Consider the following 23,299-nt stretch of genomic DNA (forward strand, 5'->3'; position numbering starts at 1 on the left):
AAGCCTGTGGTGAATGGCTGTCAATCACCCTTTACGTTAACGTCAACTTGAGCGAGAGTAGGGACAGTTCTGAATGGTCGGAGCTGATATGGCTCCGGTCCAACACCCGCTTATAAAGACAATAGGGGTCGTCATGGATCAACCCAGTGCAAACCCGCAGCGCAGCTATACCCGTGGTTCCCAGGACAAAGCCTTGCTGGCGGTGACCATCGGAAAGAAGTTCGACGAAACCGTCGCGCAGTACCCGGATGGCGAAGCGCTGGTGGTGCGTCATCAGCAGCAGCGTTACACCTGGCGGCAATTGGCCGGGGCGGTGAACGTACACGCCAGAGCCTTGCTGGCGCTGGGTTTGCAAGCAGGGGATCGGCTCGGCATCTGGGCACCGAACTGCGCGCAGTGGTGCATCACGCAAATTGCCACGGCGAAAATCGGCGTGATTCTGGTCAACATCAACCCGGCCTACCGCAGCTCCGAGCTGGAATACGTGCTCAAGCAGTCAGGCTGTCAGTGGCTGGTGTGTGCCGGGGCATTCAAGTCTTCGAACTACCACAGCATGTTGCAAGGCCTGGTGCCGGAACTGGCTGAGCAATCCATCGGCGAACTGCGCAGCGAGCGTCTGCCGGATTTGCGCGGGGTGATCAGCCTCGACGCACAACCCCCTTCAGGTTTCCTGCCGTGGTCACAATTGGCCGACATGGCGTGCGGCGTTACCCCAGAACAACTGAGCGAACGCAGCGACAGCCTGCACTTCGATCAACCCGTGAATATCCAGTACACCTCCGGCACCACCGGTTTTCCCAAAGGCGCGACCCTCAGTCACTACAACATCCTCAACAACGGTTACATGGTCGGCGAAAGCATCGGCCTGACCCCGAGCGATCGACTGGTGATTCCGGTACCGCTGTATCACTGCTTCGGCATGGTCATGGGCAATCTCGGCTGCATCACCCACGCCAGCACCATGATTTACCCCAATGATGCGTTCGATCCGTTGCTGACATTGCAAACCGTCGCCGAAGAACAGGCCACCAGTCTGTACGGCGTGCCAACCATGTTCATCGCCATGCTCGATCAGCCGCTGCGCGCCGAGTTCGATCTGTCGAGCCTGCGCACCGGGATCATGGCCGGGGCCACTTGCCCGATCGAGGTGATGCGCCGGGTCATCAGCGAGATGCACATGAGCGAAGTGCAGATTGCCTACGGCATGACCGAAACCAGCCCGGTGTCACTGCAAACCGGTCCGGCGGATGAGCTGGAACTGCGCGTGACCACCGTCGGTCGCACGCAGCCGCAATTGGAAAGCAAGATCATCGACGAGGCCGGCAACCTGGTGCCGCGCGGCACCATTGGCGAACTGTGCACCCGCGGTTACAGCGTAATGCTCGGTTACTGGAACAACCCGCAGGCCACCGCCGACGCCATCGATGAGGCCGGCTGGATGCACACCGGCGACCTGGCGAGCATGAATGATGAGGGCTACGTGAACATCGCCGGGCGTAACAAGGACATGATCATCCGCGGTGGCGAGAATGTTTACCCGCGTGAACTGGAAGAGTTCTTCTTCACCCATCCGGCGGTGGCCGACGTGCAGGTGATCGGCATTCCGTGCTCGCGTTACGGTGAAGAGATTGTCGCCTGGATCAAATTCCACCCCGGGCACAATGCCTCTGAGCTTGAGCTGCAAACCTGGTGCAAGGAACGCATCGCGCACTTCAAGACGCCGCGTTACTTCAAGTTTGTCGAAGAGTTTCCGATGACGGTGACGGGCAAGATCCAGAAATTCCGGATGCGCGAGATCAGTATCGAAGAATTACGCGAAAAGCACGCCTGACAAAGATCAAATGTGGGAGCGGGCTTGCTCGCGAATGCCGTGTGCCATTCACCAAGCATGTTGACTGACCTGACGCATTCGCGAGCAAGCCCGCTCCCACAAGGGGGCGGCGGTGAAAACAGGAATCACAGAAAGCACAAAGGGGAGCCGAAGCTCCCCTTTAATTTTGTCGTCGCGTGCTCTTTTTTATTATTGAGGGGCGGTCTGTTGTTGTTTTTGGCAACCGTGGCCCTTTACCGCTGTTTTTTGGCGACCCCCATCCGGGGTCAAGAGCAAACGTATTTTTTTGAGCGCTGATCTGCTTTCTCGCCAAGCGATCCAACCGATTCGGGAGCTACCTGAAGGTAGTTTTATTGTTCTCTGCCCGGTTGCGGGTCACTCCTGAGAGCACCCTGAAAAGCACACCTTCTCCAAAAAAATCTGTTAGCTGCGTCTCTGCCGTGTTGTTTTTGTTATGTCAGAGTCGGTACGTCTTATTTTTATTGGTTTGCTGCTTTTTATTCTTGTTATGCCATAGAGATAGCAGAAGCCGTGCCAACTTTTAAAAATCCTTGTAAATCAATGAGTTGAGTTTTTTGAAGGAATTTTCCTTCAGCGCAAACCAGACAATTTGTTTCCGTGTTACTCGTCTATGCCCACGTTTCGGACACAGCGGTAACACCTTCGCCCTCACTGTGCGCTGCGGGCCTTGGCCACGCGCGAACCGCTTGGGCGACCGAGTACTGCGCTGATCTGCTGACCCGCAGCAATCAAGGCGTCGAGGTCGATACCGGTCTCGATCCCCAGGCCGTTGAGCAGGTACACCACGTCTTCGGTGGCGACGTTACCGCTCGCGCCTTTGGCATACGGGCAGCCGCCGAGGCCGGCGATAGAGCTGTCGAACACCGCGATGCCTTCGAGCAGGCTGGCATAGATGTTGGCCATGGCCTGGCCGTAAGTGTCGTGGAAATGGCCGGCGAGCTTTTCCCGTGGCACTTGTGCCGAAACCACTTCGAACAATCTGCGGGTCGCGCCAGCGGTGCCGGTGCCGATGGTGTCGCCGAGAGAGACTTCATAGCAGCCCATCGCATACAGCTCACGGGCGACCATCGCCACTTGCTCCGGGGCGACCGAGCCTTCATACGGACAGCCGAGCACGCAGGACACATAACCGCGCACGGTAACGCCGTGCTGTTTCGCCGCTTCCATGATTGGCGCAAATCGCGCCAGGCTTTCGCTGATCGAGCAATTGATGTTGCGCTGCGAGAACGCTTCGGACGCGGCGGCGAACACGGCGACTTCTTTCACCCCGGCGGCCAGCGCGTCCTCAAAACCGCGCAGGTTTGGCGCCAGCGCGCCATAGGTTACGCCGGGTTTGCGCTGGATTTGCGCGAACACCTCGGCCGAACCGGCCATCTGCGGCACCCATTTCGGTGAGACAAAACTGCCGACTTCGATGTAGCCCAGACCAGCGGCGCTCAGGGCGTCGACCAGTTGCACCTTGTCAGCCACGCTGATCGGCTGGGCTTCGTTCTGCAGGCCATCACGCGGGCCGACTTCGATCAGGCGTACTTGGGAGGGGAGGGACATGGCGGTTGACCTGCTCATTTTCGGAATGACATGAGTTCCCCTGTGGAAGCGGGCTTGCTCGCGAATGCGGAGTGTCAGATACCAATGTGTCGACTGTCACAGTGCATTCGCGAGCAAGCCCGCTCCCACAGTGGGAGGTGTTGGGTTCAATTACTGCGCTATCTGCTGACTCTTGAGCGTCTGCTCCAACGCCTGCACACAGCGCTCCTCAGCGGTATCGAGTTCCAGTTTCATCTGTTCGATGTCGAGCAACTGCTGCTCCAGCTGTTCGCGGCGTTCGCTGATTTTCGCCAGCATGCTGTTCAGCTGTTTGGTGTTACCGCTGGACGGGTCGTAGAGTTCGATCAATTCGCGACACTCGGCCAGCGAGAAGCCGATGCGTTTGCCGCGCAGGATCAACTTCAGGCTGACCTTGTCGCGTGGTGAATAGATGCGTTCCTGGCCACGGCGCTCAGGGCTGAGCAGGCCTTGCTCTTCATAAAAGCGGATCGCCCGGGTGGTGATGTCCAGCTCGCGGGCGAGGTCGGAAATGCTGTAGGTCTGGCTGCTCATGAAAGCGCTCGAAAAAAGGTCTTGGCGCTAAGCTAATGGGTGGTTGACGTTTACGTCAAGGTTCAAGGTGTGTGGTGTGAGTGCTGGCCTCTTCGCGAACAAGCCCGCTCCCACAAGGGCACCGTATTCCAATGTGGGAGCGAGCCTGCTCGCGAAGAACGATGACGCGGTAAAAAGCCCTACACCTTATCCAGCTTCTTCTCCTGCGCCGCCACCTGCTGGCACAACTCGATGATCTGCTCGCGCATCCAGCGGTTGGCCGGGTCCTGATCAGTGCTTTCATGCCAGTACAGGTGGGTCTCCACCGGCGGCACGTCGTTGACCGGCAGGTTGACGGCGTGCAAGTCGTTACGCCGGGCAAAGCGCTCGGGCACGGTCATCACCATATCGGTCTGCTGCATCACCTGAGACGCCATCAGGTAATGCTGCGAGCGCAGGGCGATCTTGCGCTGAATGCCCATTTTACCCAGCGCCAGATCGACATAACCCAGACCGCTGCGGCGGCTGGAGATGTGGATGTGGGTCATTGACAGGTAATCGTCGAGGCTGAGTTTTTCCTTGCCCGCCAGCGGATGGCCCTTGCGCATTGCGCAGACGTAACGGTCTTCCATCAGCTTGACGTGGCGTACCTGCGGGTCGGTATTGAGCGGTGCATCCACGGCGAAATCCAGACGCCCGGCCGCCAGTTCCTTGGTGGTCTCGCGGCGTTTGGACAGGAAACTTTCGATGATCACTGTCGGTGCCAGACGGCGCAAACGCTGGAACAGCGGCGGCAGAATGACGGCCTCGGTGAGGTCGGTCATGCTGATGCGGTAAGTCTTCACCGCCTGGGCCGGGTTGAAGATCCGGCTCTCCTGCACCGACACCCGCAGCAATGACAGCGCGTTGCGCACCGGACCGATGATGTTCTGCGCCATCGGCGTCGGCACCATGCCCTGGGCGGTACGTACGAACAGCGGATCGTTGAAGGTCTCGCGCAGCCGCGCCAACGCGTTGGACACCGCCGGCTGGGTGATGCCGACAATCTGCCCGGCGCGGGTCAGGTTGGCTTCGGTGTAGATCGCGTCGAAGACGATGAAAAGGTTGAGGTCGACCTTACTCAGATTCATAACGCGGCTTCTCTTGTTTTAAGGGCGGGTGTTTTAGGGGCTGGCGATCAGCGAATCATATATCGGTGATGAATGTTTATACACGCCGAGAATAGGCTAGGTAAATTATCAGCGCTGTTCTAGCATCGATTGCATGATCTGAACAACCTCTGCCCATAGAAGGTAATTGCTCATGGATTTCGCTTATTCGCCCAAGGTGCAAGAACTGCGTGAGCGCGTGACCGCGTTCATGGATGCTTACGTTTACCCGGCCGAAGCCGTATTCGAACGCCAGGTTGCCGAGGGCGATCGCTGGCAGCCGACCGCGATCATGGAAGAGCTGAAGGCCAAGGCCAAGGCCGAAGGCCTGTGGAACCTGTTCTTGCCGGAATCGGAACTCGGCGCAGGCTTGACCAACCTGGAATATGCGCCGCTGGCGGAAATCATGGGCCGCTCGTTACTCGGGCCAGAGCCATTCAATTGCTCGGCGCCGGACACCGGCAACATGGAAGTGCTGGTGCGCTACGCCAACGAAGAACAGAAACAGCGCTGGCTCGAACCGTTGCTGCGCGGCGAAATCCGCTCGGCGTTCGCCATGACCGAACCGGACGTGGCTTCGTCCGACGCCACCAACATGGCCGCCCGCGCCGTGCGTGATGGTGACGAGTGGGTGATCAACGGCAAGAAGTGGTGGACTTCAGGCGCCTGCGATCCACGCTGCAAGATCCTGATCTTCATGGGCCTGAGCAACCCTGATGCTCCGCGCCACGCGCAGCACTCGATGATCCTCGTGCCGGTCGACACTCCCGGGGTGAAAATCGTCCGTCCGCTGCCAGTGTTCGGTTACGACGATGCACCGCACGGTCACGCCGAAGTGCTGTTCGACAACGTGCGGGTGCCGTACGAAAACGTCCTGCTCGGTGAAGGCCGCGGTTTTGAAATCGCTCAGGGTCGCCTTGGCCCGGGGCGGATTCACCATTGCATGCGTTCGGTCGGCATGGCTGAGCGTGCGCTGGAATTGATGTGCAAACGCTCGGTCAGCCGCACCGCATTCGGCAAGCCGCTGGCGCGGCTGGGCGGCAACGTCGACAAGATCGCCGACTCGCGGATGGAAATCGACATGGCCCGCCTGCTGACCCTGAAAGCGGCGTACATGATGGACACCGTGGGCAACAAAGTGGCGAAGAGCGAGATTGCGCAAATCAAGGTCGTCGCGCCGAATGTCGCGTTGCGCGTGATAGATCGGGCGATCCAGATGCATGGCGGGGCCGGGGTGTCGAACGATTTCCCGCTGGCCTACATGTATGCCATGCAGCGCACCCTGCGCCTGGCCGACGGCCCCGACGAAGTGCACCGCGCGGCGATCGGCAAGTTCGAGATCGGCAAGTATGTGCCGAAGGAACTGCTGCGCAGCGGTCATTAAGACCGCGTCGCCTGCTTCGCGAGCAGGCTCGCTCTCACATTCGACCGCATTCCTGTTGGAACAATGCGATCAAAAGTGGGCGCGGGCTTGCTCGCGAAGGGGCCGATGCAGCCAACACATCACCATAAGGCTCAGTACACCCAAACCTCAACCCGCCGATTCTTGATCCGCCCCTCATCCGCGCTGTTCGCCGCCACGGGCATCAACGCACCAAACCCGCGCACCTCGCGTAACACCACGCCGTTCTTCACCAACTCGCGCCGTACTGCCATCGCCCGCAGCTTCGACAGCAAGTCGGCCCGCGCCGGGTCGTCTTTCTCGTCACCAAAGCCCACCAGCGTCACTGCACGTTCGGTCATGTCGTGGCGCTTTATATAGTCGAGCACCCGCGCCAGATCCTGTCGCGCCTTGTTATCGAGGCTCGCGCTGCCTTCTTCAAAACGGAAGTTCACTGTCAGACGCTGGGCATGTCGGCTGAGCGATTGATAACCCTCGGGCATCAGCGCATTCGGCGTGACGGTCATCGCGTGCACGGTCTGGCTGATAAAACCGTTGCCCGCGACAATCTTCTGGCCCTGCGGACTTTGCGCAAACGCCACCAGCGCCGATGCCCAGGGATTTTTGCTGATTGGGGGCAGGTAAAAGAACAGGCGACGTGACAGTGGATAGTCTTCGGTGGCAATCAGGCTGTTGAGCGGCAACATCGATTGCGACGCACCGTCAGCGATTGCCACGGCTTTGGCCTGGCGCACATACGGCAGGCCGATGAAACCGATGCCTTGCGGATCACTGCTTACCGCATCGGACAATTGCTCACTGGACTCGAAGCGTTTCGCCGTGGCACTCAGATTTTTCCCACGACGACCCAGTACCAGTTCCTTGAACGTGTCGTAGGTGCCGGACTGATCATCGCGCGCATATAAATGAATCGCACCGCCGCGACCGCCAAGGTCTTCCCAGGTTTTCACCTCGCCGGCGAAGATCCGCGCCAGTTGCTCGGTGTCCAGCTGCTGCAGCGGGTTGTCGGGATGCAGGATGATCGCCAGGCCGTCGATGGCGATGACCTGTTCGGCGGCGGGGCCTTTCAGATCGCCGAGTGCTTGCAGGCCGAGCAGTTCGCTGTCCTTGATCGGACGGGAGGATGCAGCGAGATCGGCACTGGCGGTTTTCAGCGCGGTGAAACCGGTGCTGGAACCGTGGGCGGCGACCTCAATCACGACCCGTTGACCTTGTGCGGTCTGGCCGACGATGTGTTGTTCATTGGCGGTGTCGGGGTTTTCGCGGTGAATCTTCAGCAGGCCCTGTTCCTGCAGGAAACCTTCGACCAGCGCGGGGCCGAGGTCGGCACCAATGGTGTTGGAGCCCTGAATGCGCAGTGCCGGACCGTTTTCGGGGATGGGCAGGGCGGCGGCGGACAGCGACAGCCATGCACTCAACACACAGACGAACAGAACACGCAGGGTCATGCCGGCACCGAATCAAGCCAAGGGGATTGCCGGGGAGATTAAGTCAGGCGCATGACCAAAACATGACAGTCAGGCCCTGCGGGAACGGGTTTGCTCGCGAATGCGCAGTGTCAGTCGACAAATGTGTTTCTGATAAACCGCGTTCGCGAGCAGGCCCGCTCCCACAGGGGATTTCAAGCGATTTGCAGGTCAGGCCAACTCAAGCCAGATCGGCGCATGATCCGACGGTTTTTCCATGCCGCGCAGTTCGTAGTCCACACCCGCATCCTTCACCCGAGGCAGCAAGCCATGGGAGGCGAGGATCACGTCGATGCGCAGGCCACGCTTGGGCTCATCCTCAAACCCGCGGCTGCGGTAATCGAACCAGCTGAACATGTCGGTCACGTCTGGATTGAGGTGACGATAGCTATCCGTCAGGCCCCAGTTTTTCAGGCGGGCCATCCACTCGCGCTCTTCCGGCAGGAAGCTGCATTTGCCGGTTTTCAGCCAGCGCTTCATGTTGTCCGGGCCGATGCCGATGTCGCAGTCTTCCGGGGAAATGTTCACATCGCCCATCACCACCAGCGGCTGTTCGTTGTGGAACTGGCTTTCCAGCAGGGTTTGCAGGTCGCTGTAAAAGCGTTGCTTGGCCGGGAACTTGGTCGGATGGTCGCGGCTTTCGCCCTGTGGGAAGTAGCCGTTCATGATGGTCACCGGCACGCCGTTGGCGTCGGCGAAGGTGCCCCAGATGAAGCGGCGCTGGGCGTCTTCTTCATCGCTGGCGAAGCCCTTGTGAATGGCAATCGGCTCGTTGCGCGAGAGCAGGGCAACACCGTAATGGCCTTTCTGCCCGTGGAAATAAACGTGATAACCCAGCGCGCGCACTTCTTCCAGCGGGAACTGGTCGTCGTGGACCTTGGTTTCCTGCAGGCCGATCACGTCTGGCTGATGCTTTTCGATCAGCGCTGCCAGCTGATGCGGACGGGCGCGCAGTCCGTTGATGTTGAAGGAAACGATCTTCATGGTCGGCAGTCCTGGCAAAAGGGCGATGCTAGCTGACATGTGGGGTGGGGGCCAGTGTGGGGTGGGAGAAATCATTTTCATCTGTGGGATTTGCGTTGCCTGGACAGGCCTCTTCGCGAGCAAGCCCGCGCCCACACGGGCATGCATTCCAAATGTGGGAGCGGGCTTGCTCGCGAAGGCGTCAGTCGAGTCGATGAAGATCCAGCCGTGGTCTATACCTGTGGGGAACCGCACCACCCGCAAAAGGTTCGTACCAACAAGAGCGCCGCCCTTTGCATGCGCCCCGGGGAGAATCACTGTCATGCCTGAAACCCAGACTGCCATCGCCGACATTCATATGCTCGACCGCGGTTACTCGCGTGAAGCCCGATCGCTGCTGTATCAGGCCTATCGCCACGAACCGACCTTCGGCTACCTGTTCGAGGCCGAGCGCCCGGGCTACGAGCAACGCGTGCGGGCGACGGTGCGCGAGCTGGTCAAACAGCATTTTCTGCAGGATCTGCCGGCCATCGGCCTGCTGGTCAACGATCGCCTGATCGGCATCGCCCTGATCGCTCCGCCGCAGCGTCGCCTGGGCATCACCGAGAGTTGGGCGTGGCGCCTGCGCATGGTGCTCAGCACCGGTTTTCGCTGCACCCGACGTTATCTGGAATATCACGATGCGGTGGCCGCTTGTGTGCCCAGCGACTCGGTGCACATGTTGCCGCTGCTGGGGATTCATCCGCAGTTTCAAGGCAAACACTTCGGCGAGCAGTTGCTGACAGCGGTGCACAATTGGTGCGCAGTCGACGAAACCTCCCAAGGCGTGGTGCTCGACACCGGCAACCCGCGTTACCTGGAATTCTATAAACGTCAGGGTTATGAGGAGATTGGCGAAGTTGCCGTCGGCCCGGTGCGCGAACACGTATTTTTCCACGCCAATCCGCAGGTGTTACAAACTGCAACAGCATGACAATCGAACTTCTTGGGAAATTTCCTGTTCTATCACGCTCCCAAGCCCGTGATAGCATCCGCGCCTATGAAGTTTCCAGGAAGATTTACCAGTGGCGTGCTCATGCTGTTAACCAGCTGCGCGGCGCTGGCGCAAAGTGAATTGGACGTGCGGATCAAACCGTCCAACGACGAGCTGAAAGCCAATATAGAAGGCTATATCGGTAGCCTCGGCGATCGTGACGAAGAAGCCTTGCTGCGCTTCAGTCGCGGGGCCGAAGAGCAGGCGCGCAAAGCAGCGCAGGCCCTGGGCTATTATCAGCCGCAGATCGACAGTGACGTGAAGGGCGGTGAAAAACCGCGCCTGGTGCTGAACATCGATCCCGGCGAACCGATTCGCCTGCGCAACGTCACCCTCCGGGTCGACGGGCCTGCTGCCTCCCTCAAATCCTTTCGTGTGCCGAGCAGCGACACGCTCAAGTCCGGTGCCGTCCTCAACCACGGGCGTTATGAAGACGCCAAACGCCTGATCCAGAACCAGGCGTCGCGCTTCGGTTTTTTCAGCGGCCATTTCACCAGCCAGAAACTGCTGGTCGACCCGCGCGCCGGGGTGGCCGATATTGAATTGATCTACGAAAGCGGCCCGCGTTATGCGCTGGGCAAAGTCAGTTTCGAGGGCGACACGCCGTTCGACGAAGACCTGTTGCAGCGCATGGTGCCGTTCAAGGCGGGCGACCCATACGACTCCGAACTGATCGCCGAACTCAACCGCGACCTGCAATCGAGCGGCTACTTCGAAGGCGTGCGGGTCGATGCCGCACCGACCGCAGCGAAGAACGACGTAATCCCGGTGGACGTCAAACTCGACACGCGCAAGCCGCGCACCATGGGCCTGGGCCTCGGTTATTCGACCGACGTCGGCCCACGGATCAAGGCCAACTGGACTCGCCACTGGGTCAACCCACAAGGTGACAGTTATGGCTGGGAGGCCGAACTGTCGGCGCCACGGCAAAACGTCGGACTGTTCTATGACATCCCGCTCGACCCGCCGCTGACCGACAAACTGCGTTGGGCCGGCGGTTATCAATATGAAGACATCGACGGTTCCGACACCCTGAGCAAGCTGCTGACCTTCGGCCCTGAATGGCACAGCAAGCTGCCCAGCGGCTGGCAGCGGGTCATCTCGCTGAAATGGCAGCGCGAGGAATATCAGCTCGGCGACGACTCGGGGCTCAGCACCTTGTTGATGCCCGGCATCAGCTATTCGTACCTGAAGAGCGACAACCGCATCGACCCGCACAACGGCTATCGCCTGACCTTTGAAAGCAAAGTGGCGAAGGAAGGCCTCGGTTCGGACAACAACCTGTTGTACGGCACCGCGTTGATCAAAGGCCTGACCACCGTATTCGACAACCACCGCTTCCTTGGTCGGGTGCAGGTCGGCGGCAGTGCCACCAACGGCTACAACTCGGTACCGCCATCGCTGCGCTTCTTCGCCGGTGGCGATCAGAGCGTGCGCGGTTACGACTACCAGAGCCTGTCTCCGGAGAACTCCAAGGGCGACCGCATCGGCGGACGCTACATGGTCGCCGGCAGCGTCGAGTATCAATATTCGATTGCCGAGAAATGGCGAGTCGCGACCTTCGTCGACCAAGGCAACTCCTTCAACAAACTCGAATTGCCGAACCTCAAGACCGGGGTCGGTATCGGTGTGCGCTGGGTCTCGCCGGTGGGGCCGATCCGCCTCGACCTGGCCCACGCGCTGGACGACGATGGCGGCATCCGGCTGCACTTTTCCATGGGGCCTGAGCTGTGAAGCGTGGTTTGAAAATGACTGCACTGGCGTTGTTGGCGCTGGTGTTGCTGGTGGTATTGAGTATCGCCACTGTACTCGGAACACAGGCTGGCAGCCGTTGGGTGCTGGGTCTGGTGCCGGGTTTGAGCGTAGAGAATTTCCAGGGCCGCCTCGGCGGGCAATGGAGCGCCGATCACCTGATATGGCAGCAGGACAGCAGCCGGGTCGAGCTGAACAAGCCGATCTTCGCCTGGTCGCCAATGTGCCTGACCCGCATGACCCTGTGCATCGAACAGCTCAAGGCTGATCAGGTCATTCTGCAATTCCCGCCGAGCGCAGACACCGGCGACAGCGGCCCGATCAAACTGCCTGACCTGCAACTGCCGCTGGCGATCGAGCTGGGCGACGTGCAGGTCGGCAGTCTGCTGTTCAACGGCAGCGAGCAACTCAAAGGCCTGCAATTGGCGGCGCACTGGAGTGCCCAAGGCCTGCAGATCGACAGCGTGAAGCTGCAGCGCGATGACCTCAGCCTGAACCTCTCCGGCCTGCTGCAGCCGACTGGCAACTGGCCGTTGAACATGGCCGGCGACCTGACCCTGCCATCGCCCGGTGTTGGCCCCTGGACGCTGGCGCTGAAGGTTGACGGCGATCTGCTGAAAACCCTCAACCTGCATGCCGACAGCCACGGTTACCTCGACGGTCAGTTGAGCGGTGAGCTGCAACCACTGACGGAAAACCTGCCGGCCAAGGTGCGCATCACCGCGGACGCGTTCAAACCCAGTGCCGACCTGCCGGATACCCTGCAACTCAATCAATTGGTATTGACCGCCGACGGCGACCTGAAAAACGGTTACCAGTTAAACGGCAATGCCACGCTGCCCGCCGATAAAGGCCCGGTGGCGTTGCTGCTCAAAGGCAAGGTAGATGCCAGCGGTGCGCAGATCGCCGGCCTCGACCTGACGGCCAGCGACAAGCAAAGCCTCAAGCTGACCGGCAGTGTCGATTGGAGCAAAGGCCTTGCCGCGCAAGCCAACATCAACTGGCAGGATTTCCCGTGGCATCGGCTCTATAACGAAATCGACGAGCCGCAAGTAGCATTGCGCACCTTCACTGGCGAAGTCTCCTACACCGACGGCCAATACATCGGTAATTTCGCCGCCGCACTGGACGGCCCGGCGGGGGCGTTCAGCCTGAGCAGTCCGTTCAGCGGCAGCCTGAAACAGATCGCCTTGCCGCAACTGAAGATGGAAGCCGGGCAGGGCAAGGCCGAAGGTCATGTCAACGTGCAGTTCGCCGACGGCATCGCCTGGGACACCGGGCTCGAACTGTCGGCGCTGAACCCGGCGTACTGGGTCGCGGAGTTGCCGGGCACTTTAGCTGGACCGCTGAAAAGCACGGGCGAAATGAAGAACGAGCGCCTGAGCCTCACCGCCGACCTCGACCTGAAGGGCAAACTGCGCGGCCAACCGGCGATCCTCCAGGCCAAGGCTGACGGTGCCGGCGAGCAGTGGAACCTCAACGCCCTGCAAATCCGCCTCGGTGACAACAGCATCAGCGGCAAAGGCAGCCTGCAACAGAAACTCACCGGCCAGATCGACATCAAGCTGGCGCGGCTGGCCCAACTTTGGCCGCAGCTGCGCGGGCAGGTCACCGGCCAGGTCAACGTCGCCGGGACGCTGAAGGCGCCGCAAGGCAAACTCGGTCTGCAAGGTTCGCAACTGGCGTTCCAGGACAATCGACTGCAAAGCCTCAACCTCGACGCCAGCCTCGACAGCGCGCAACGGGCGAAGATCGATCTGAAAGGCAGCGGGATTCAGGCCGGCGATACCAACCTCGGCGTGTTGACCGCCAGCGCTCAGGGCGACATCAAGAGCCAGAAACTCAACCTCGATTTGCTTGGGCCGAAGCTGAAACTGGCCCTCGGCCTGGACGGCAATCTGGACAAGGGCAACTGGCGCGGGCGTCTGGCCAGCGGTGACATTCAGGCCGGCGGCCAGGACTGGAGACTGCAGAATCCGGCCAAGCTCGAACGCCTGGCTGACGGCAAGATCAACTTCGGCGCGCATTGCTGGATGTCTGGCAATGCCAGCCTGTGCGGTGAAGACCAGCGGCTGATGCCCGAGCCGAAACTGCGTTACCACCTCAAGCAGTTCCCGATCGAAAGCCTCGCGCAATGGTTGCCGAAAGACTTCGCCTGGCAGGGCAAGCTCAACGCCGACCTGCAACTGGATCTTCCGGCCAGCGGCCCGAACGGCGTGGTCAGCATCGACGCCAGCGGCGGCACCTTGCGCATGAAGGAAAAGGATCAGTGGCTGGACTTTCCGTACCAGACCCTGAAACTCACCAGCAAACTCACACCGAAGCGCATCGACACGGACCTCAACTTCGTTGGCGGCAAACTCGGCGAATTGATGGTGCAGGCGCAGCTCAATCCGCTGCCGAAAAACAAACCGTTGAGCGGCTCGTTCCGTCTCAGCGGGCTGGACTTGTCGGTGGCGCGGCCGTTTGTGCCGATGGTCGAGAAACTTACCGGGCGCCTGAACGGCAGCGGAACGATTTCCGGCGGCCTGCTGGCACCGTTGGTCAACGGCACGGTGAAGCTCAGCGACGGGGAAGTGTCCGGCGCCGAGTTGCCGATGGAGCTGCAGGACCTGCAACTGCAAGCGGTGATTGCCGGTGAGTCGGTACGTCTGGACGGCGGCTGGAAAAGCGGCAAGACCGGCCAGGGCAGCCTCAACGGCAATGTCGCCTGGGGTCAGACGCTGGTGGTCGATCTGGCGCTCAAGGGCACGCAGCTGCCAGTCACCGTTGAGCCGTACGCCAAGCTGGAAGTGGCGCCGGACCTGAAAATTTCCATGGCCGATGATGAGCTGAAGATTGCCGGCAAGGTGCAAGTGCCGAGAGGCGAAATCACCGTGCGTGAACTGCCGCCATCGACGGTGAAAGTCTCCGACGACACGATCATTGTCGGCGCGCAGACCGAAGAGGGCAAACCGCCGATCGCCATGAAAATGGACATCGACGTGGTAGTCGGCGAAGACAAACTGAGTTTTGCCGGGTTCGGCCTGACCGCCAACCTGCAAGGTCACGTGCACATCGGCGACAACATGGACACCCGTGGCGAGCTGTGGCTCAACGACGGCAAGTACCGCGCCTACGGCCAGCGCCTGAGCGTGCGCCGCGCGCGGCTGTTGTTTGCCGGCCCCATTGATCAGCCGTATCTGGACATCGAAGCGATTCGCCAGACCGACGACGTCATCGCCGGCATTCGCCTGAGCGGCAGCGCCGAGCAGCCGACCACGCAGATCTTCTCCGAGCCGGCCATGAGCCAGGAGCAGGCGTTGTCGTACCTGGTGCTCGGGCGTCCGCTGAGCACCAACGGCGAAGACAACAACATGCTCGCGCAAGCGGCGTTGGGTCTGGGCTTGATGGGCAGTTCCGGGGTCACCAGCGGTCTGGCCAAAGACCTCGGCATTCAGGATTTCCAGCTCGACACCCAGGGCAGTGGCAACACCACCAGCGTGGTGGCCAGTGGCAACATTTCCGAGAAGCTCAGTCTGCGTTATGGCGTCGGCGTGTTCGAACCGGCCAACACCATCGCGCTGCGTTACAAGCTGAGCAAGAAGGTTTATCTGGAAGCAGCGAGCGGCGTCGCCAGTTCGCTGGATATCTTCTACAAACGCGATTTTTAGGTCGCGCAATCAATAGCCGGATCGCACCGCCGCGATCCGGCTTTTCCAGAATGAATTAGACTCATCGCAGTTCAAGCGCTGCGCGGTTGGCGGCTGCCCGAAGAGAACAGGGGCGCATATGATCCGCTTGAGTATGGTTTTGCTCGGTAACGACTTTGTCCGCAAACGCTGGTCAACGCTGGCGCTGACCGGCATTGTCTGGGGCGCGGCCGGGGTGGCCATCTTCATCGATGCGCTGGACGGCGTGCTGTATTTCCCGCTGCATGTCTTTGGCTACCTGTTGTTGCTCGAAGCGCTGATCATTCTGCTGGTGCCGGCACCGCAAACCGGAACCGCAGCGGCGTTGCGCAAAGCGCGGGGGCTGGTTTTCCTGATACTCGGGCTGCTGATCGTCGACCGGCAACATGCCGCCAGCCTGATTCTGGCGGTGCTGTTTGGTGTGGCGTTTCTGCTTGATGGCGGTTTTCGGCTGGCGGCTGCGGTGGTGGTGCGCTTTGTCGGTTGGCGACTGTCGCTGCTGACCGGTTTGTTCGAAATCGGCTTTGGCCTGTTCATCCTCGAACCGTACCCGACGCTGTACAAGGGCACGGTGCCGTTCTGCATTGGCATGAGCATCTTTCTCTCGGGTTGTGCCTTGCTGCAGCAGGCGGTGCGCTTCAAAAAACAGCCGGCGATGACAAGCTCTTCCGCGGTCAGTGTGCCGGCACACGACACCGCGCTGGTGATCCATGTCTGGACACCCAGTGGCACCGTTGATGACGTCCTGGTGCGCAACCGTTTGCTCAACCGCTACATCGCGGCAGTCGACATCAACGGTGTGATTTCCGCCGGCCACGCGGCCCTCGAATGTGGCCCGGATATCTACATCAGCCATTACCCGCTGGACGACATCGACCGGTCGGCGGGGGACTTCGTGCGCTTGCTGCGGGCGACGCCGAACAACGATGTTGCCGGCCGGTTTCTGCCGGACTATGCCGGCGAGGTGGCTGACTGGTGCCCGTCTTCGGTGCAAGTCAGTTTTGCCCACTATGACGCCCGGCGGTTGCAGGCATTCTGGGCCGAGTATCGGCGCAACAGCACGTACAACCTCACCAGTCGCAATTGTTCGAGTGCCGTTGCCCATAGCCTTGAAGCGGCCCTTGAAGGGGCGATGAACCGGGGGCATTCGAGCATGCGTGATTTCGCCCGGGTCTTTCTCAGTCCAGAGTTCTGGGTGGCGGCTCAAGTGCGTAAACGCGCCGAGGTGATGGCCTGGACACCCGGGCTGGTGCTCGACTACGCACTGGCGCTGCACGCGGCCATCGAGCCCGCGCCGCCGGGTTGGCACAGCATGTACGCGGGGGCCAAGCGCGCCTGGGGTTATGCGGTGACGGCCATGCGCGGGCGCGAGGTGCATCCGCTGCAACCGCCAGCGCCTGCCAGATCTTCCGACGAGAACTGAGCGGCGTTCCACCGAATTACGGCCTTCGCGAGCAGGCTCGCTCCCACATTGAATCTCTGGCGGACACACATTTGTGTGCGCTGTGGAACCCTGTGGGAGCGAGCCTGCTCGCGAAGGCGCCCGTGTGCTCAGCGCAAAAACCAACTCCATTGGTCAACTAATTACAAAGCAACCTAACTATTACGTTGACATTCGCTGCCTAGGCAGTAACATCTCGACATACATTCACTGCCTAGGCAGTTATTAGGTGAGCACATGAAGCATTTCACCCCGGACGAATTCAAACATTGCCATCTCGGCCTGTTGCTTGGCCGTGCTGCGCTGCTCAAGGACCGGATCATCGACACCCACATGGAACCCCACGGCATCACCGCCGCGCAGTTCAAGGTGTTGATCATCATGGCCCAGTACGGCGTCGATACCCCGGCCGAGTTGTGCCGGCACCTGTCGCTGGACAGCGGTTCGATGACGCGCATGCTCGATCGTCTGGAGCAGAAAGGTTTCCTGGCTCGCCAACGCAGCGAAGGCGATCGCCGGCAGGTGCAGCTCAAGCTCACCGAGCAAGGCCAGCAACTGGCCGATCGCCTGCCGCACATCGGCGCCGACGCAATGAATGAACTGGCCGGTGCCGTCACTACGGACGAGTTGAAAACCCTGGAATACATCCTCAAGAAAATCCTGCTGGCAGCCGGTGACCCGATCACTATCCAGCGGTTAGGTGAACACAATGAGCGGTAAAACCTTGCGCAGCAGCCTGACCCTGGTGCTGTCGGCGATGATCCTCGCCGGCTGTGCCAACTACAGCGGCCTCGACACTCAAGGCAAAAACCTTGATGCGAAAAACCTCAACGTCAGCCAGTCCCTCAACGGCGTCAGCTTGTCGCCGGCCGCGTGGCCGAAGAGCGACTGGTGGACCAGCCTCGGCGACCCGCAACTCGACGGCCTGATTCGCGAAGCGTTGCACGACAGCCCGGACATGCAGATCGCCCAAGCCCGTGCGCATCAGGCCAGCGCCGCGGCGTATGCCGCCGATGCCGAACGCTATCCGACCCTCGACGCCAGCGCCGGCATCAGCCGTTCGCGTCTGGCCAAGGATCAGGACCCGCGAGGGCAGGGCGATGCCTACGCCACCGTGCGTAACGTCAGCGCCGGCTTCAATTACAACTTCGACCTGTGGGGCGGCCAGCGGGATGCGTGGGAAGCCGCACTCGGTCAGGCCCGCGCCGCCGAAGTCGACCGTCAGGCCGCGCAACTGACCCTCGCCGCCGATGTGGCCCGGGCCTACAGCGATCTGGGGCAGGCACACATCGTCTACGACCTGTCCAACGACGATCTGAAACGCACCCAACAGATGCTCGACCTGAGCCAGCGTCGCTTGAGTGCCGGGATCGACAGCCAGTACCAGTTCCAGCAAACCCAAAGCCTTGAGGCCAGCTCCGAAGCCAGCCTGATCGATGCGCAAAAGCGCTTGAACAGCGCCAAGATCGCCCTGGCCGTGTTGCTCGGCAAAGGCCCGGATCGTGGCAGCGAAATTGCCCGGCCGAAAGTTTTGCAAGCCAGCGCCGTGGCCGTGCCGTCAGTACTGCCGGCAGAGCTGCTCGGTCGTCGCCCGGATCTGGTCGCCGCGCGCTGGCGCGTGGAAGCGGCGAGCAAAGACATCGACTCGGCGAAGACCCGCTTCTACCCCAATCTGAACCTTACGGCGTCCGCCGGTGCCGAATCCTTGTTGGGTGACGCAATGTTCGGTTCGGCCAGTCGTTTCTTCAGCATCGCCCCGACCATTTCGCTGCCGATCTTCGACGGTGGGCGCCTGCGCGCCAACCTCGATGCACGCGACGCCGATTACGATCTGGCGGTGGCGCAGTACAACAAAAGCCTGGTGAAAGCACTGGGCGATGTCAGCGACACGATCAACCAGCTGCGTGATATCGGCCGGCAGATCGGCGCGCAACAACACGCCACCGACATTGCTCAGGATTCTTACAACACCGTCGTCCAGCGTTACGGTTCCGGCATCGGCAACTACCTGGACGTGCTCAGCATCGAGCAGCAATTGCTGCAGGCCCAGCGTCAGTTGGCCAACCTCAATGCCGAGCAGATCGACCTGTCGATTCAACTGATGCAAGCGCTGGGGGGCGGCTTCCAGGGTGAAGCCCTGACCGCCGCCAACACCACCCCAGCCACGTCGCACAACTAATTCAGGTATTTGTCATGGCCACTGCCGAAAACACTCAAACTCAAGACAACACCCCGGACACCGGCAATCCGCGCAAGCGCAAAGTGATGCTGCTGGTGCTGGCCGTGGTGGTCCTGCTCGCCGGTGCCGGCGTCTGGGCGTATCACGAATTCATCGGGCGCTTTAACGAAAGCACCGACGACGCCTACGTCAACGGCAACGTGGTGGAAATCACCCCGTTGGTCACCGGCACTGTGGTCAGCATTGGCGCTGACGATGGTGATCTGGTTCACGAAGGCCAGGTATTGATCAACTTCGACCCCAACGACGCTGAAGTCGGCCTGCAAAGTGCCCAGGCGAAACTGGCGCGCACCGTGCGTCAGGTGCGCGGCCTGTACAGCAACGTTGATGGCATGAAAGCCCAGGTCAACGCGCAACAGGCTGAAGTGCAGAAAGCCCAGGACAACTTCAACCGCCGGAGAAACCTCGCCGCTGGCGGGGCAATTTCCCAGGAAGAACTGTCCCATGCCCGCGACGACCTGACCTCGGCGCAAAACGCCCTGGCCAACGCCAAACAGCAACTGAAAACCACCAGCGCGCTGGTCGATGACACGGTGGTCTCCTCGCATCCGGACGTGATGTCGGCGGCTGCCGATCTGCGTCAGGCTTACTTGAACAATGCGCGCAGCACCCTGATCGCGCCGGTCACCGGTTACGTCGCCAAGCGCACCGTGCAACTGGGCCAGCGCGTTCAGCCGGGCACCGCGCTGATGGCGGTGATTCCGCTGGATCAGTTGTGGATCGACGCCAACTTCAAGGAAACCCAACTGCGCGACATGCGCATCGGCCAACCGGTGGACATCGAGTCCGACATCTATGGCAGCAGCGTGAAGTACAGCGGCACCGTCGACAGCCTCGGCGCCGGTACCGGCAGTGCGTTTGCCCTGCTGCCGGCGCAGAACGCCACCGGTAACTGGATCAAGATCGTGCAGCGCGTGCCGGTGCGGATTCACATCAACGCCGAAGAGCTGGCGAAACACCCACTGCGGGTCGGTCTGTCGACCAACGTTGAAGTGAATCTGCACGACCAGAGCGGTCCGGTGCTGGCGCAGCAGCCGCCGCAAAAGGCCTCGTTCAGCACCAACGTCTACGACCAGCAACTGGCCGAAGCCGACGCGATGATCGCCCAGTTGATTCACGACAACAGCGCTGCGGTCAGCAAAACCGCGCAACGCTGATATCGACTCCGACCCAGTGGGAGCGGGCTTGCTCGCGAATGCTGACTGACATTCAACATGGATGTTGACTGACGCACCGCTTTCGCGAGCAAGCCCGCTCCCACAAAGGGCGCAGCGCCAACCCGGTTTCATAGGATTCACAATGAGCAATAACGCCTCTTTCACGCCGCCCAGCCTGTTGCTCAGCACCATCGGCCTGTCGCTGGCGACGTTCATGCAAGTGCTCGATACCACCATTGCCAACGTGGCCCTGCCGACGATTTCCGGCAACCTGGGGGTGAGTTCGGAGCAGGGCACCTGGGTGATCACCTCGTTCGCCGTGAGTAACGCCATTGCGCTGCCGCTGACCGGTTGGCTCAGTCGGCGTTTCGGCGAAGTGAAGCTGTTTCTGTGGGCCACCATTCTGTTTGTGCTGGCCTCGTTCCTCTGCGGTATTTCCACGTCGATGCCGGAACTGATCGGCTTCCGCGTACTGCAAGGCCTGGTGGCCGGGCCGCTGTACCCGATGACGCAAACCCTGTTGATCGCCGTGTATCCACCGGCGAGGCGCGGGATGGCGTTGGCGTTGTTGGCGATGGTCACGGTGGTGGCGCCGATTGCAGGTCCCATTCTCGGTGGCTGGATTACTGACAGCTACAGCTGGCCGTGGATCTTCTTCATCAACGTGCCGATCGGCATCTTTGCGGTGATGGTGGTGCGCTCGCAACTGGCCAAGCGCCCAGTGGAAACCAGTCGCCAGCCGATGGATTACGTTGGCCTGATCTCGCTGATCATTGGTGTGGGTGCGTTGCAGATCATCCTCGACAAGGGCAATGACCTGGACTGGTTCGAATCGAACTTCATCATCATCGGTGCGGCGATTTCGGTGATTGCGCTGGCGGTGTTCATTATCTGGGAAATGACCGACAAACATCCGGTGGTCAACCTGCGATTGTTCGCTCACCGCAACTTCCGCATCGGCACGCTGGTGCTGGTGTTGGGTTACGCCGGGTTCTTCGGCATCAACCTGATCCTGCCGCAGTGGTTGCAAACCCAGATGGGCTACACCGCGACCTGGGCCGGTCTCGCCGTGGCGCCAATCGGTATCCTGCCGGTATTGCTGTCGCCGTTTGTCGGCAAGTACGCGCACAAGTTCGACCTGCGTCTGCTGGCCGGGCTGGCGTTCCTGGCGATTGGCCTGAGCTGCTTCATGCGGGCCGAGTTCACCAACGAGGTGGACTTCCAGCACATCGCCCTGGTGCAACTGTTCATGGGGATTGGCGTGGCGCTGTTCTTCATGCCGACCCTGAGCATCCTGATGTCGGACCTGCCGCCGAGCCAGATCGCCGATGGCGCCGGCCTGGCAACCTTCCTGCGGACCCTGGGCGGCAGTTTTGCCGCATCGCTGACCACGTGGATCTGGATTCGCCGCGCCGATCAGCACCATGCGTACATGAGCGAAAGCATCAGCACCTTCGAGCCGGCGACCCGCGATACCTTGAATCATTTAGGCGGGGCGAGCCAATCGGCTTACGCGCAGATGGACCAGATCCTCACCAGCCAGGCGTACATGCTCTCCACCGTGGATTACTTCACGTTGTTGGGTTGGGGGTTCATGGGGCTGATTCTGATTGTGTGGCTGGCGAAACCGCCGTTTGCTGCAAAAGCAGGCCCGGCCGCTTCCGGGCACTGACCTGCAACACGATCAAATGTGGGAGCGAGCCTGCTCGCGAATGCAGTGTGTCATTCAGCACTGAAGTGCCTGACACAACACTTTCGCGAGCAGGCTCGCTCCCACATTTGTTTTGTGCCTGGGTTTTAGATTGACGGGGCGGGTAGGGCTGGAGGCGGGGCAAAATCGAACGGCGCCAGGGCAAACCCGTTCTCATCCACCTGCAACGCCCATCCCTGACGATCCCAATCCCCCAGTACAATCCGCTTCGCCGCCTGCTCGCCGAGCTGCAGTTTGTGAATCGCCGGGCGGTGGGTGTGGCCGTGAATCAGGGTTTTCACCCGGTATTGCTGCATGAGCCGCGGAATCTCTTCCGGGGTGACATCAACAATGTCATTGGCCTTCATCCGTACCTGCGCCCGGCTTTCGCTGCGCAGCTTGCGCGCCAGTTTGTGGCGGGTGCTCAGGGGCAAATGGCGCAGGATGAACAGGGTGATCGGGTTGCGCAGGTAGCGACGCAGCTTCATGTAGCCGACGTCGCGCGTGCACAGGCTGTCGCCGTGCATCAGCAATACCGGTTCGCCGTAAAACTGCACGACACTCGGGTCTTTCAACAGCGTACAGCCGGCCGCTTTGCAGAAGGCCTTGCCGAGCAGGAAGTCGCGATTGCCGTGCATCAGAAAGATGGCCGTGCCGCTGTCGCTCAATTCGCGCAGGGCCTGGCAGATGGAGCGCTGGAAGGGCGTCATGGCATCGTCCCCAATCCACGCTTCGAAAAAGTCGCCGAGGATGTACAACGCACTCGCCGAGCGGGCGCGTCCGGCGAGCAAATCCAGAAACGCCCGGGTAATGTCCGGGCGCTCCTCTTCCAGATGCAAGTCTGAAATCAGCAATATCACGCTTCGATGATCTCGGCTTTCTCGATGATCACGTCGTCTTTCGGTACGTCCTGGTGGCCAGCCTTGGAGGTGGTCGCAACGCCTTCGATCTTGTCGACAACCTCGGTGCCTGCAACGACTTTACCGAACACGGCGTAGCCCCAGCCCTGAGCGGTCTTGGCGGTGTGGTTGAGGAAGCTGTTGTTGGTGGCGTTGATGAAGAACTGTGCCGAGGCCGAATGCGGGTCCATGGTACGCGCCATGGCCAGGGTGTACTTCTCGTTCTTCAGGCCGTTGTCGGCTTCGTTCTGGATGCTCGGGCGCTTGTCTTTCTTTTCCTGCATGCCAGGCTCGAAACCGCCGCCCTGGATCATGAAACCCTTGATCACGCGGTGGAATACCACGTTTTCGTAGTGACCGTTTTTAACGTATTCGAGGAAGTTGGCAGCGGTGATCGGCGCTTTTTCCGCGTCCAGTTCGATGACGATGTCGCCGTAGTTGGTGGTCAGTTTGACTTGAGTCATGATCGGTGCTCTTTTTCAATGAAGCATTTTATAAAGAATTCGT

The 23,299-nt window shown here is 60.6% G+C and carries 17 protein-coding genes; 10 read left to right on the plus strand and 7 right to left on the minus strand.

The window, feature by feature from the left end:
* Nucleotides 1–133: 133 nt before the first annotated feature.
* Complete coding sequence (locus U862_RS0102530) at nt 134–1,831, plus strand: AMP-binding protein (protein ID WP_025108954.1); 1,698 nt, start codon at nt 134–136, stop codon at nt 1,829–1,831.
* Between the two features lie 669 nt (nt 1,832–2,500).
* On the opposite strand, the gene U862_RS0102535 is transcribed toward U862_RS0102530, so the two are convergent.
* The 3 genes from U862_RS0102535 to U862_RS0102545 form a co-directional block, all read right to left on the minus strand.
* Nucleotides 2,501–3,400: a hydroxymethylglutaryl-CoA lyase gene (locus U862_RS0102535; protein ID WP_025108955.1), complete on the minus strand. Its 900-nt coding sequence runs from the start codon at nt 3,398–3,400 to the stop codon at nt 2,501–2,503.
* A gap of 150 nt (nt 3,401–3,550) precedes the next feature.
* Nucleotides 3,551–3,952, minus strand: coding sequence for a MerR family DNA-binding transcriptional regulator (locus U862_RS0102540; RefSeq protein ID WP_003223708.1), 402 nt, complete (start codon nt 3,950–3,952; stop codon nt 3,551–3,553).
* Nucleotides 3,953–4,131: 179 nt separating this feature from the next.
* Nucleotides 4,132–5,061 carry a LysR family transcriptional regulator gene (locus tag U862_RS0102545; protein WP_025108956.1) on the minus strand — a complete coding sequence of 310 codons (930 nt, stop codon included), beginning with the start codon at nt 5,059–5,061 and terminating at the stop codon, nt 4,132–4,134.
* Nucleotides 5,062–5,233: 172 nt separating this feature from the next.
* On the opposite strand from U862_RS0102545, the gene U862_RS0102550 reads away from it, so the two are divergent.
* Nucleotides 5,234–6,463, plus strand: a complete 1,230-nt coding sequence (locus U862_RS0102550; RefSeq protein ID WP_025108957.1) for an acyl-CoA dehydrogenase — start codon at nt 5,234–5,236, stop codon at nt 6,461–6,463.
* Between the two features lie 131 nt (nt 6,464–6,594).
* Here U862_RS0102550 and U862_RS0102555 read toward each other — a convergent pair whose 3' ends face one another.
* Nucleotides 6,595–7,929: a substrate-binding domain-containing protein gene (locus tag U862_RS0102555; protein WP_025108958.1), complete on the minus strand. Its 1,335-nt coding sequence runs from the start codon at nt 7,927–7,929 to the stop codon at nt 6,595–6,597.
* Between the two features lie 189 nt (nt 7,930–8,118).
* Entirely contained in the window at nt 8,119–8,931 is an 813-nt protein-coding gene (gene xthA, locus U862_RS0102560; RefSeq protein WP_007961102.1) for an exodeoxyribonuclease III, read from the minus strand.
* A gap of 301 nt (nt 8,932–9,232) precedes the next feature.
* On the opposite strand from xthA, the gene U862_RS0102565 reads away from it, so the two are divergent.
* From U862_RS0102565 to U862_RS0102600, 8 genes are all read left to right on the plus strand, one after another.
* Nucleotides 9,233–9,883: an N-acetyltransferase gene (locus U862_RS0102565; protein WP_007912451.1), complete on the plus strand. Its 651-nt coding sequence runs from the start codon at nt 9,233–9,235 to the stop codon at nt 9,881–9,883.
* Nucleotides 9,884–9,949: 66 nt separating this feature from the next.
* Nucleotides 9,950–11,677 (plus strand): autotransporter assembly complex family protein, encoded by a 1,728-nt coding sequence (locus tag U862_RS0102570; protein WP_025108959.1) that lies wholly within the window; start codon nt 9,950–9,952, stop codon nt 11,675–11,677.
* Nucleotides 11,674–15,348, plus strand: coding sequence for a translocation/assembly module TamB domain-containing protein (locus U862_RS0102575; protein ID WP_025108960.1), 3,675 nt, complete (start codon nt 11,674–11,676; stop codon nt 15,346–15,348). Before U862_RS0102570 ends, U862_RS0102575 begins: the two co-directional genes overlap by 4 nt.
* 118 nt (nt 15,349–15,466) lie before the next feature.
* Nucleotides 15,467–16,789, plus strand: a complete 1,323-nt coding sequence (locus U862_RS0102580; RefSeq protein ID WP_025108961.1) for an HdeD family acid-resistance protein — start codon at nt 15,467–15,469, stop codon at nt 16,787–16,789.
* 255 nt (nt 16,790–17,044) lie between these two features.
* Nucleotides 17,045–17,527, plus strand: a complete 483-nt coding sequence (locus U862_RS0102585; protein ID WP_025108962.1) for a MarR family winged helix-turn-helix transcriptional regulator — start codon at nt 17,045–17,047, stop codon at nt 17,525–17,527.
* Entirely contained in the window at nt 17,517–18,986 is a 1,470-nt protein-coding gene (locus U862_RS0102590) for an efflux transporter outer membrane subunit (RefSeq protein WP_025108963.1), read from the plus strand. Before U862_RS0102585 ends, U862_RS0102590 begins: the two co-directional genes overlap by 11 nt.
* A gap of 14 nt (nt 18,987–19,000) precedes the next feature.
* A complete protein-coding gene (locus tag U862_RS0102595; RefSeq protein WP_025108964.1) occupies nt 19,001–20,203 on the plus strand; it encodes an efflux RND transporter periplasmic adaptor subunit in 1,203 nt (400 codons plus the stop codon).
* 142 nt (nt 20,204–20,345) lie between these two features.
* The gene (locus tag U862_RS0102600; protein WP_025108965.1) at nt 20,346–21,875 is read left to right on the plus strand and encodes a DHA2 family efflux MFS transporter permease subunit; all 1,530 of its coding nucleotides are present in this window, start codon (nt 20,346–20,348) and stop codon (nt 21,873–21,875) included.
* Nucleotides 21,876–22,000: 125 nt separating this feature from the next.
* Here U862_RS0102600 and lpxH read toward each other — a convergent pair whose 3' ends face one another.
* Together lpxH and U862_RS0102610 are read right to left on the minus strand one after the other, a co-directional pair.
* The gene (gene lpxH / locus U862_RS0102605; RefSeq protein WP_025108966.1) at nt 22,001–22,753 is read right to left on the minus strand and encodes a UDP-2,3-diacylglucosamine diphosphatase; all 753 of its coding nucleotides are present in this window, start codon (nt 22,751–22,753) and stop codon (nt 22,001–22,003) included.
* The gene (locus U862_RS0102610) at nt 22,750–23,256 is read right to left on the minus strand and encodes a peptidylprolyl isomerase (RefSeq protein ID WP_025108967.1); all 507 of its coding nucleotides are present in this window, start codon (nt 23,254–23,256) and stop codon (nt 22,750–22,752) included. The genes lpxH and U862_RS0102610 overlap by 4 nt, the downstream gene beginning before the upstream one ends.
* Nucleotides 23,257–23,299: the final 43 nt, after the last annotated feature.

This window comes from Pseudomonas sp. H1h (assembly GCF_000633255.1).
Classification (GTDB): Bacteria; Pseudomonadota; Gammaproteobacteria; order Pseudomonadales; family Pseudomonadaceae; genus Aquipseudomonas.

Excerpts from the sequence above, each read along its gene's own strand:
- U862_RS0102555 (WP_025108958.1), bottom strand. The coding sequence starts at position 7,929 with ATGACCCTGCGTGTTCTGTTCGTCTGTGTGTTGAGTGCATGGCTGTCG.
- U862_RS0102570 (WP_025108959.1), top strand. The coding sequence starts at position 9,950 with ATGAAGTTTCCAGGAAGATTTACCAGTGGCGTGCTCATGCTGTTAACC.
- U862_RS0102565 (WP_007912451.1), top strand. The coding sequence starts at position 9,233 with ATGCCTGAAACCCAGACTGCCATCGCCGACATTCATATGCTCGACCGC.
- U862_RS0102590 (WP_025108963.1), top strand. The coding sequence starts at position 17,517 with ATGAGCGGTAAAACCTTGCGCAGCAGCCTGACCCTGGTGCTGTCGGCG.
- U862_RS0102580 (WP_025108961.1), top strand. The coding sequence starts at position 15,467 with ATGATCCGCTTGAGTATGGTTTTGCTCGGTAACGACTTTGTCCGCAAA.
- xthA (WP_007961102.1), bottom strand. The coding sequence starts at position 8,931 with ATGAAGATCGTTTCCTTCAACATCAACGGACTGCGCGCCCGTCCGCAT.
- U862_RS0102550 (WP_025108957.1), top strand. The coding sequence starts at position 5,234 with ATGGATTTCGCTTATTCGCCCAAGGTGCAAGAACTGCGTGAGCGCGTG.
- U862_RS0102595 (WP_025108964.1), top strand. The coding sequence starts at position 19,001 with ATGGCCACTGCCGAAAACACTCAAACTCAAGACAACACCCCGGACACC.
- U862_RS0102585 (WP_025108962.1), top strand. The coding sequence starts at position 17,045 with ATGAAGCATTTCACCCCGGACGAATTCAAACATTGCCATCTCGGCCTG.
- U862_RS0102545 (WP_025108956.1), bottom strand. The coding sequence starts at position 5,061 with ATGAATCTGAGTAAGGTCGACCTCAACCTTTTCATCGTCTTCGACGCG.
- U862_RS0102535 (WP_025108955.1), bottom strand. The coding sequence starts at position 3,400 with ATGTCCCTCCCCTCCCAAGTACGCCTGATCGAAGTCGGCCCGCGTGAT.
- U862_RS0102540 (WP_003223708.1), bottom strand. The coding sequence starts at position 3,952 with ATGAGCAGCCAGACCTACAGCATTTCCGACCTCGCCCGCGAGCTGGAC.
- U862_RS0102530 (WP_025108954.1), top strand. The coding sequence starts at position 134 with ATGGATCAACCCAGTGCAAACCCGCAGCGCAGCTATACCCGTGGTTCC.
- U862_RS0102600 (WP_025108965.1), top strand. The coding sequence starts at position 20,346 with ATGAGCAATAACGCCTCTTTCACGCCGCCCAGCCTGTTGCTCAGCACC.
- U862_RS0102610 (WP_025108967.1), bottom strand. The coding sequence starts at position 23,256 with ATGACTCAAGTCAAACTGACCACCAACTACGGCGACATCGTCATCGAA.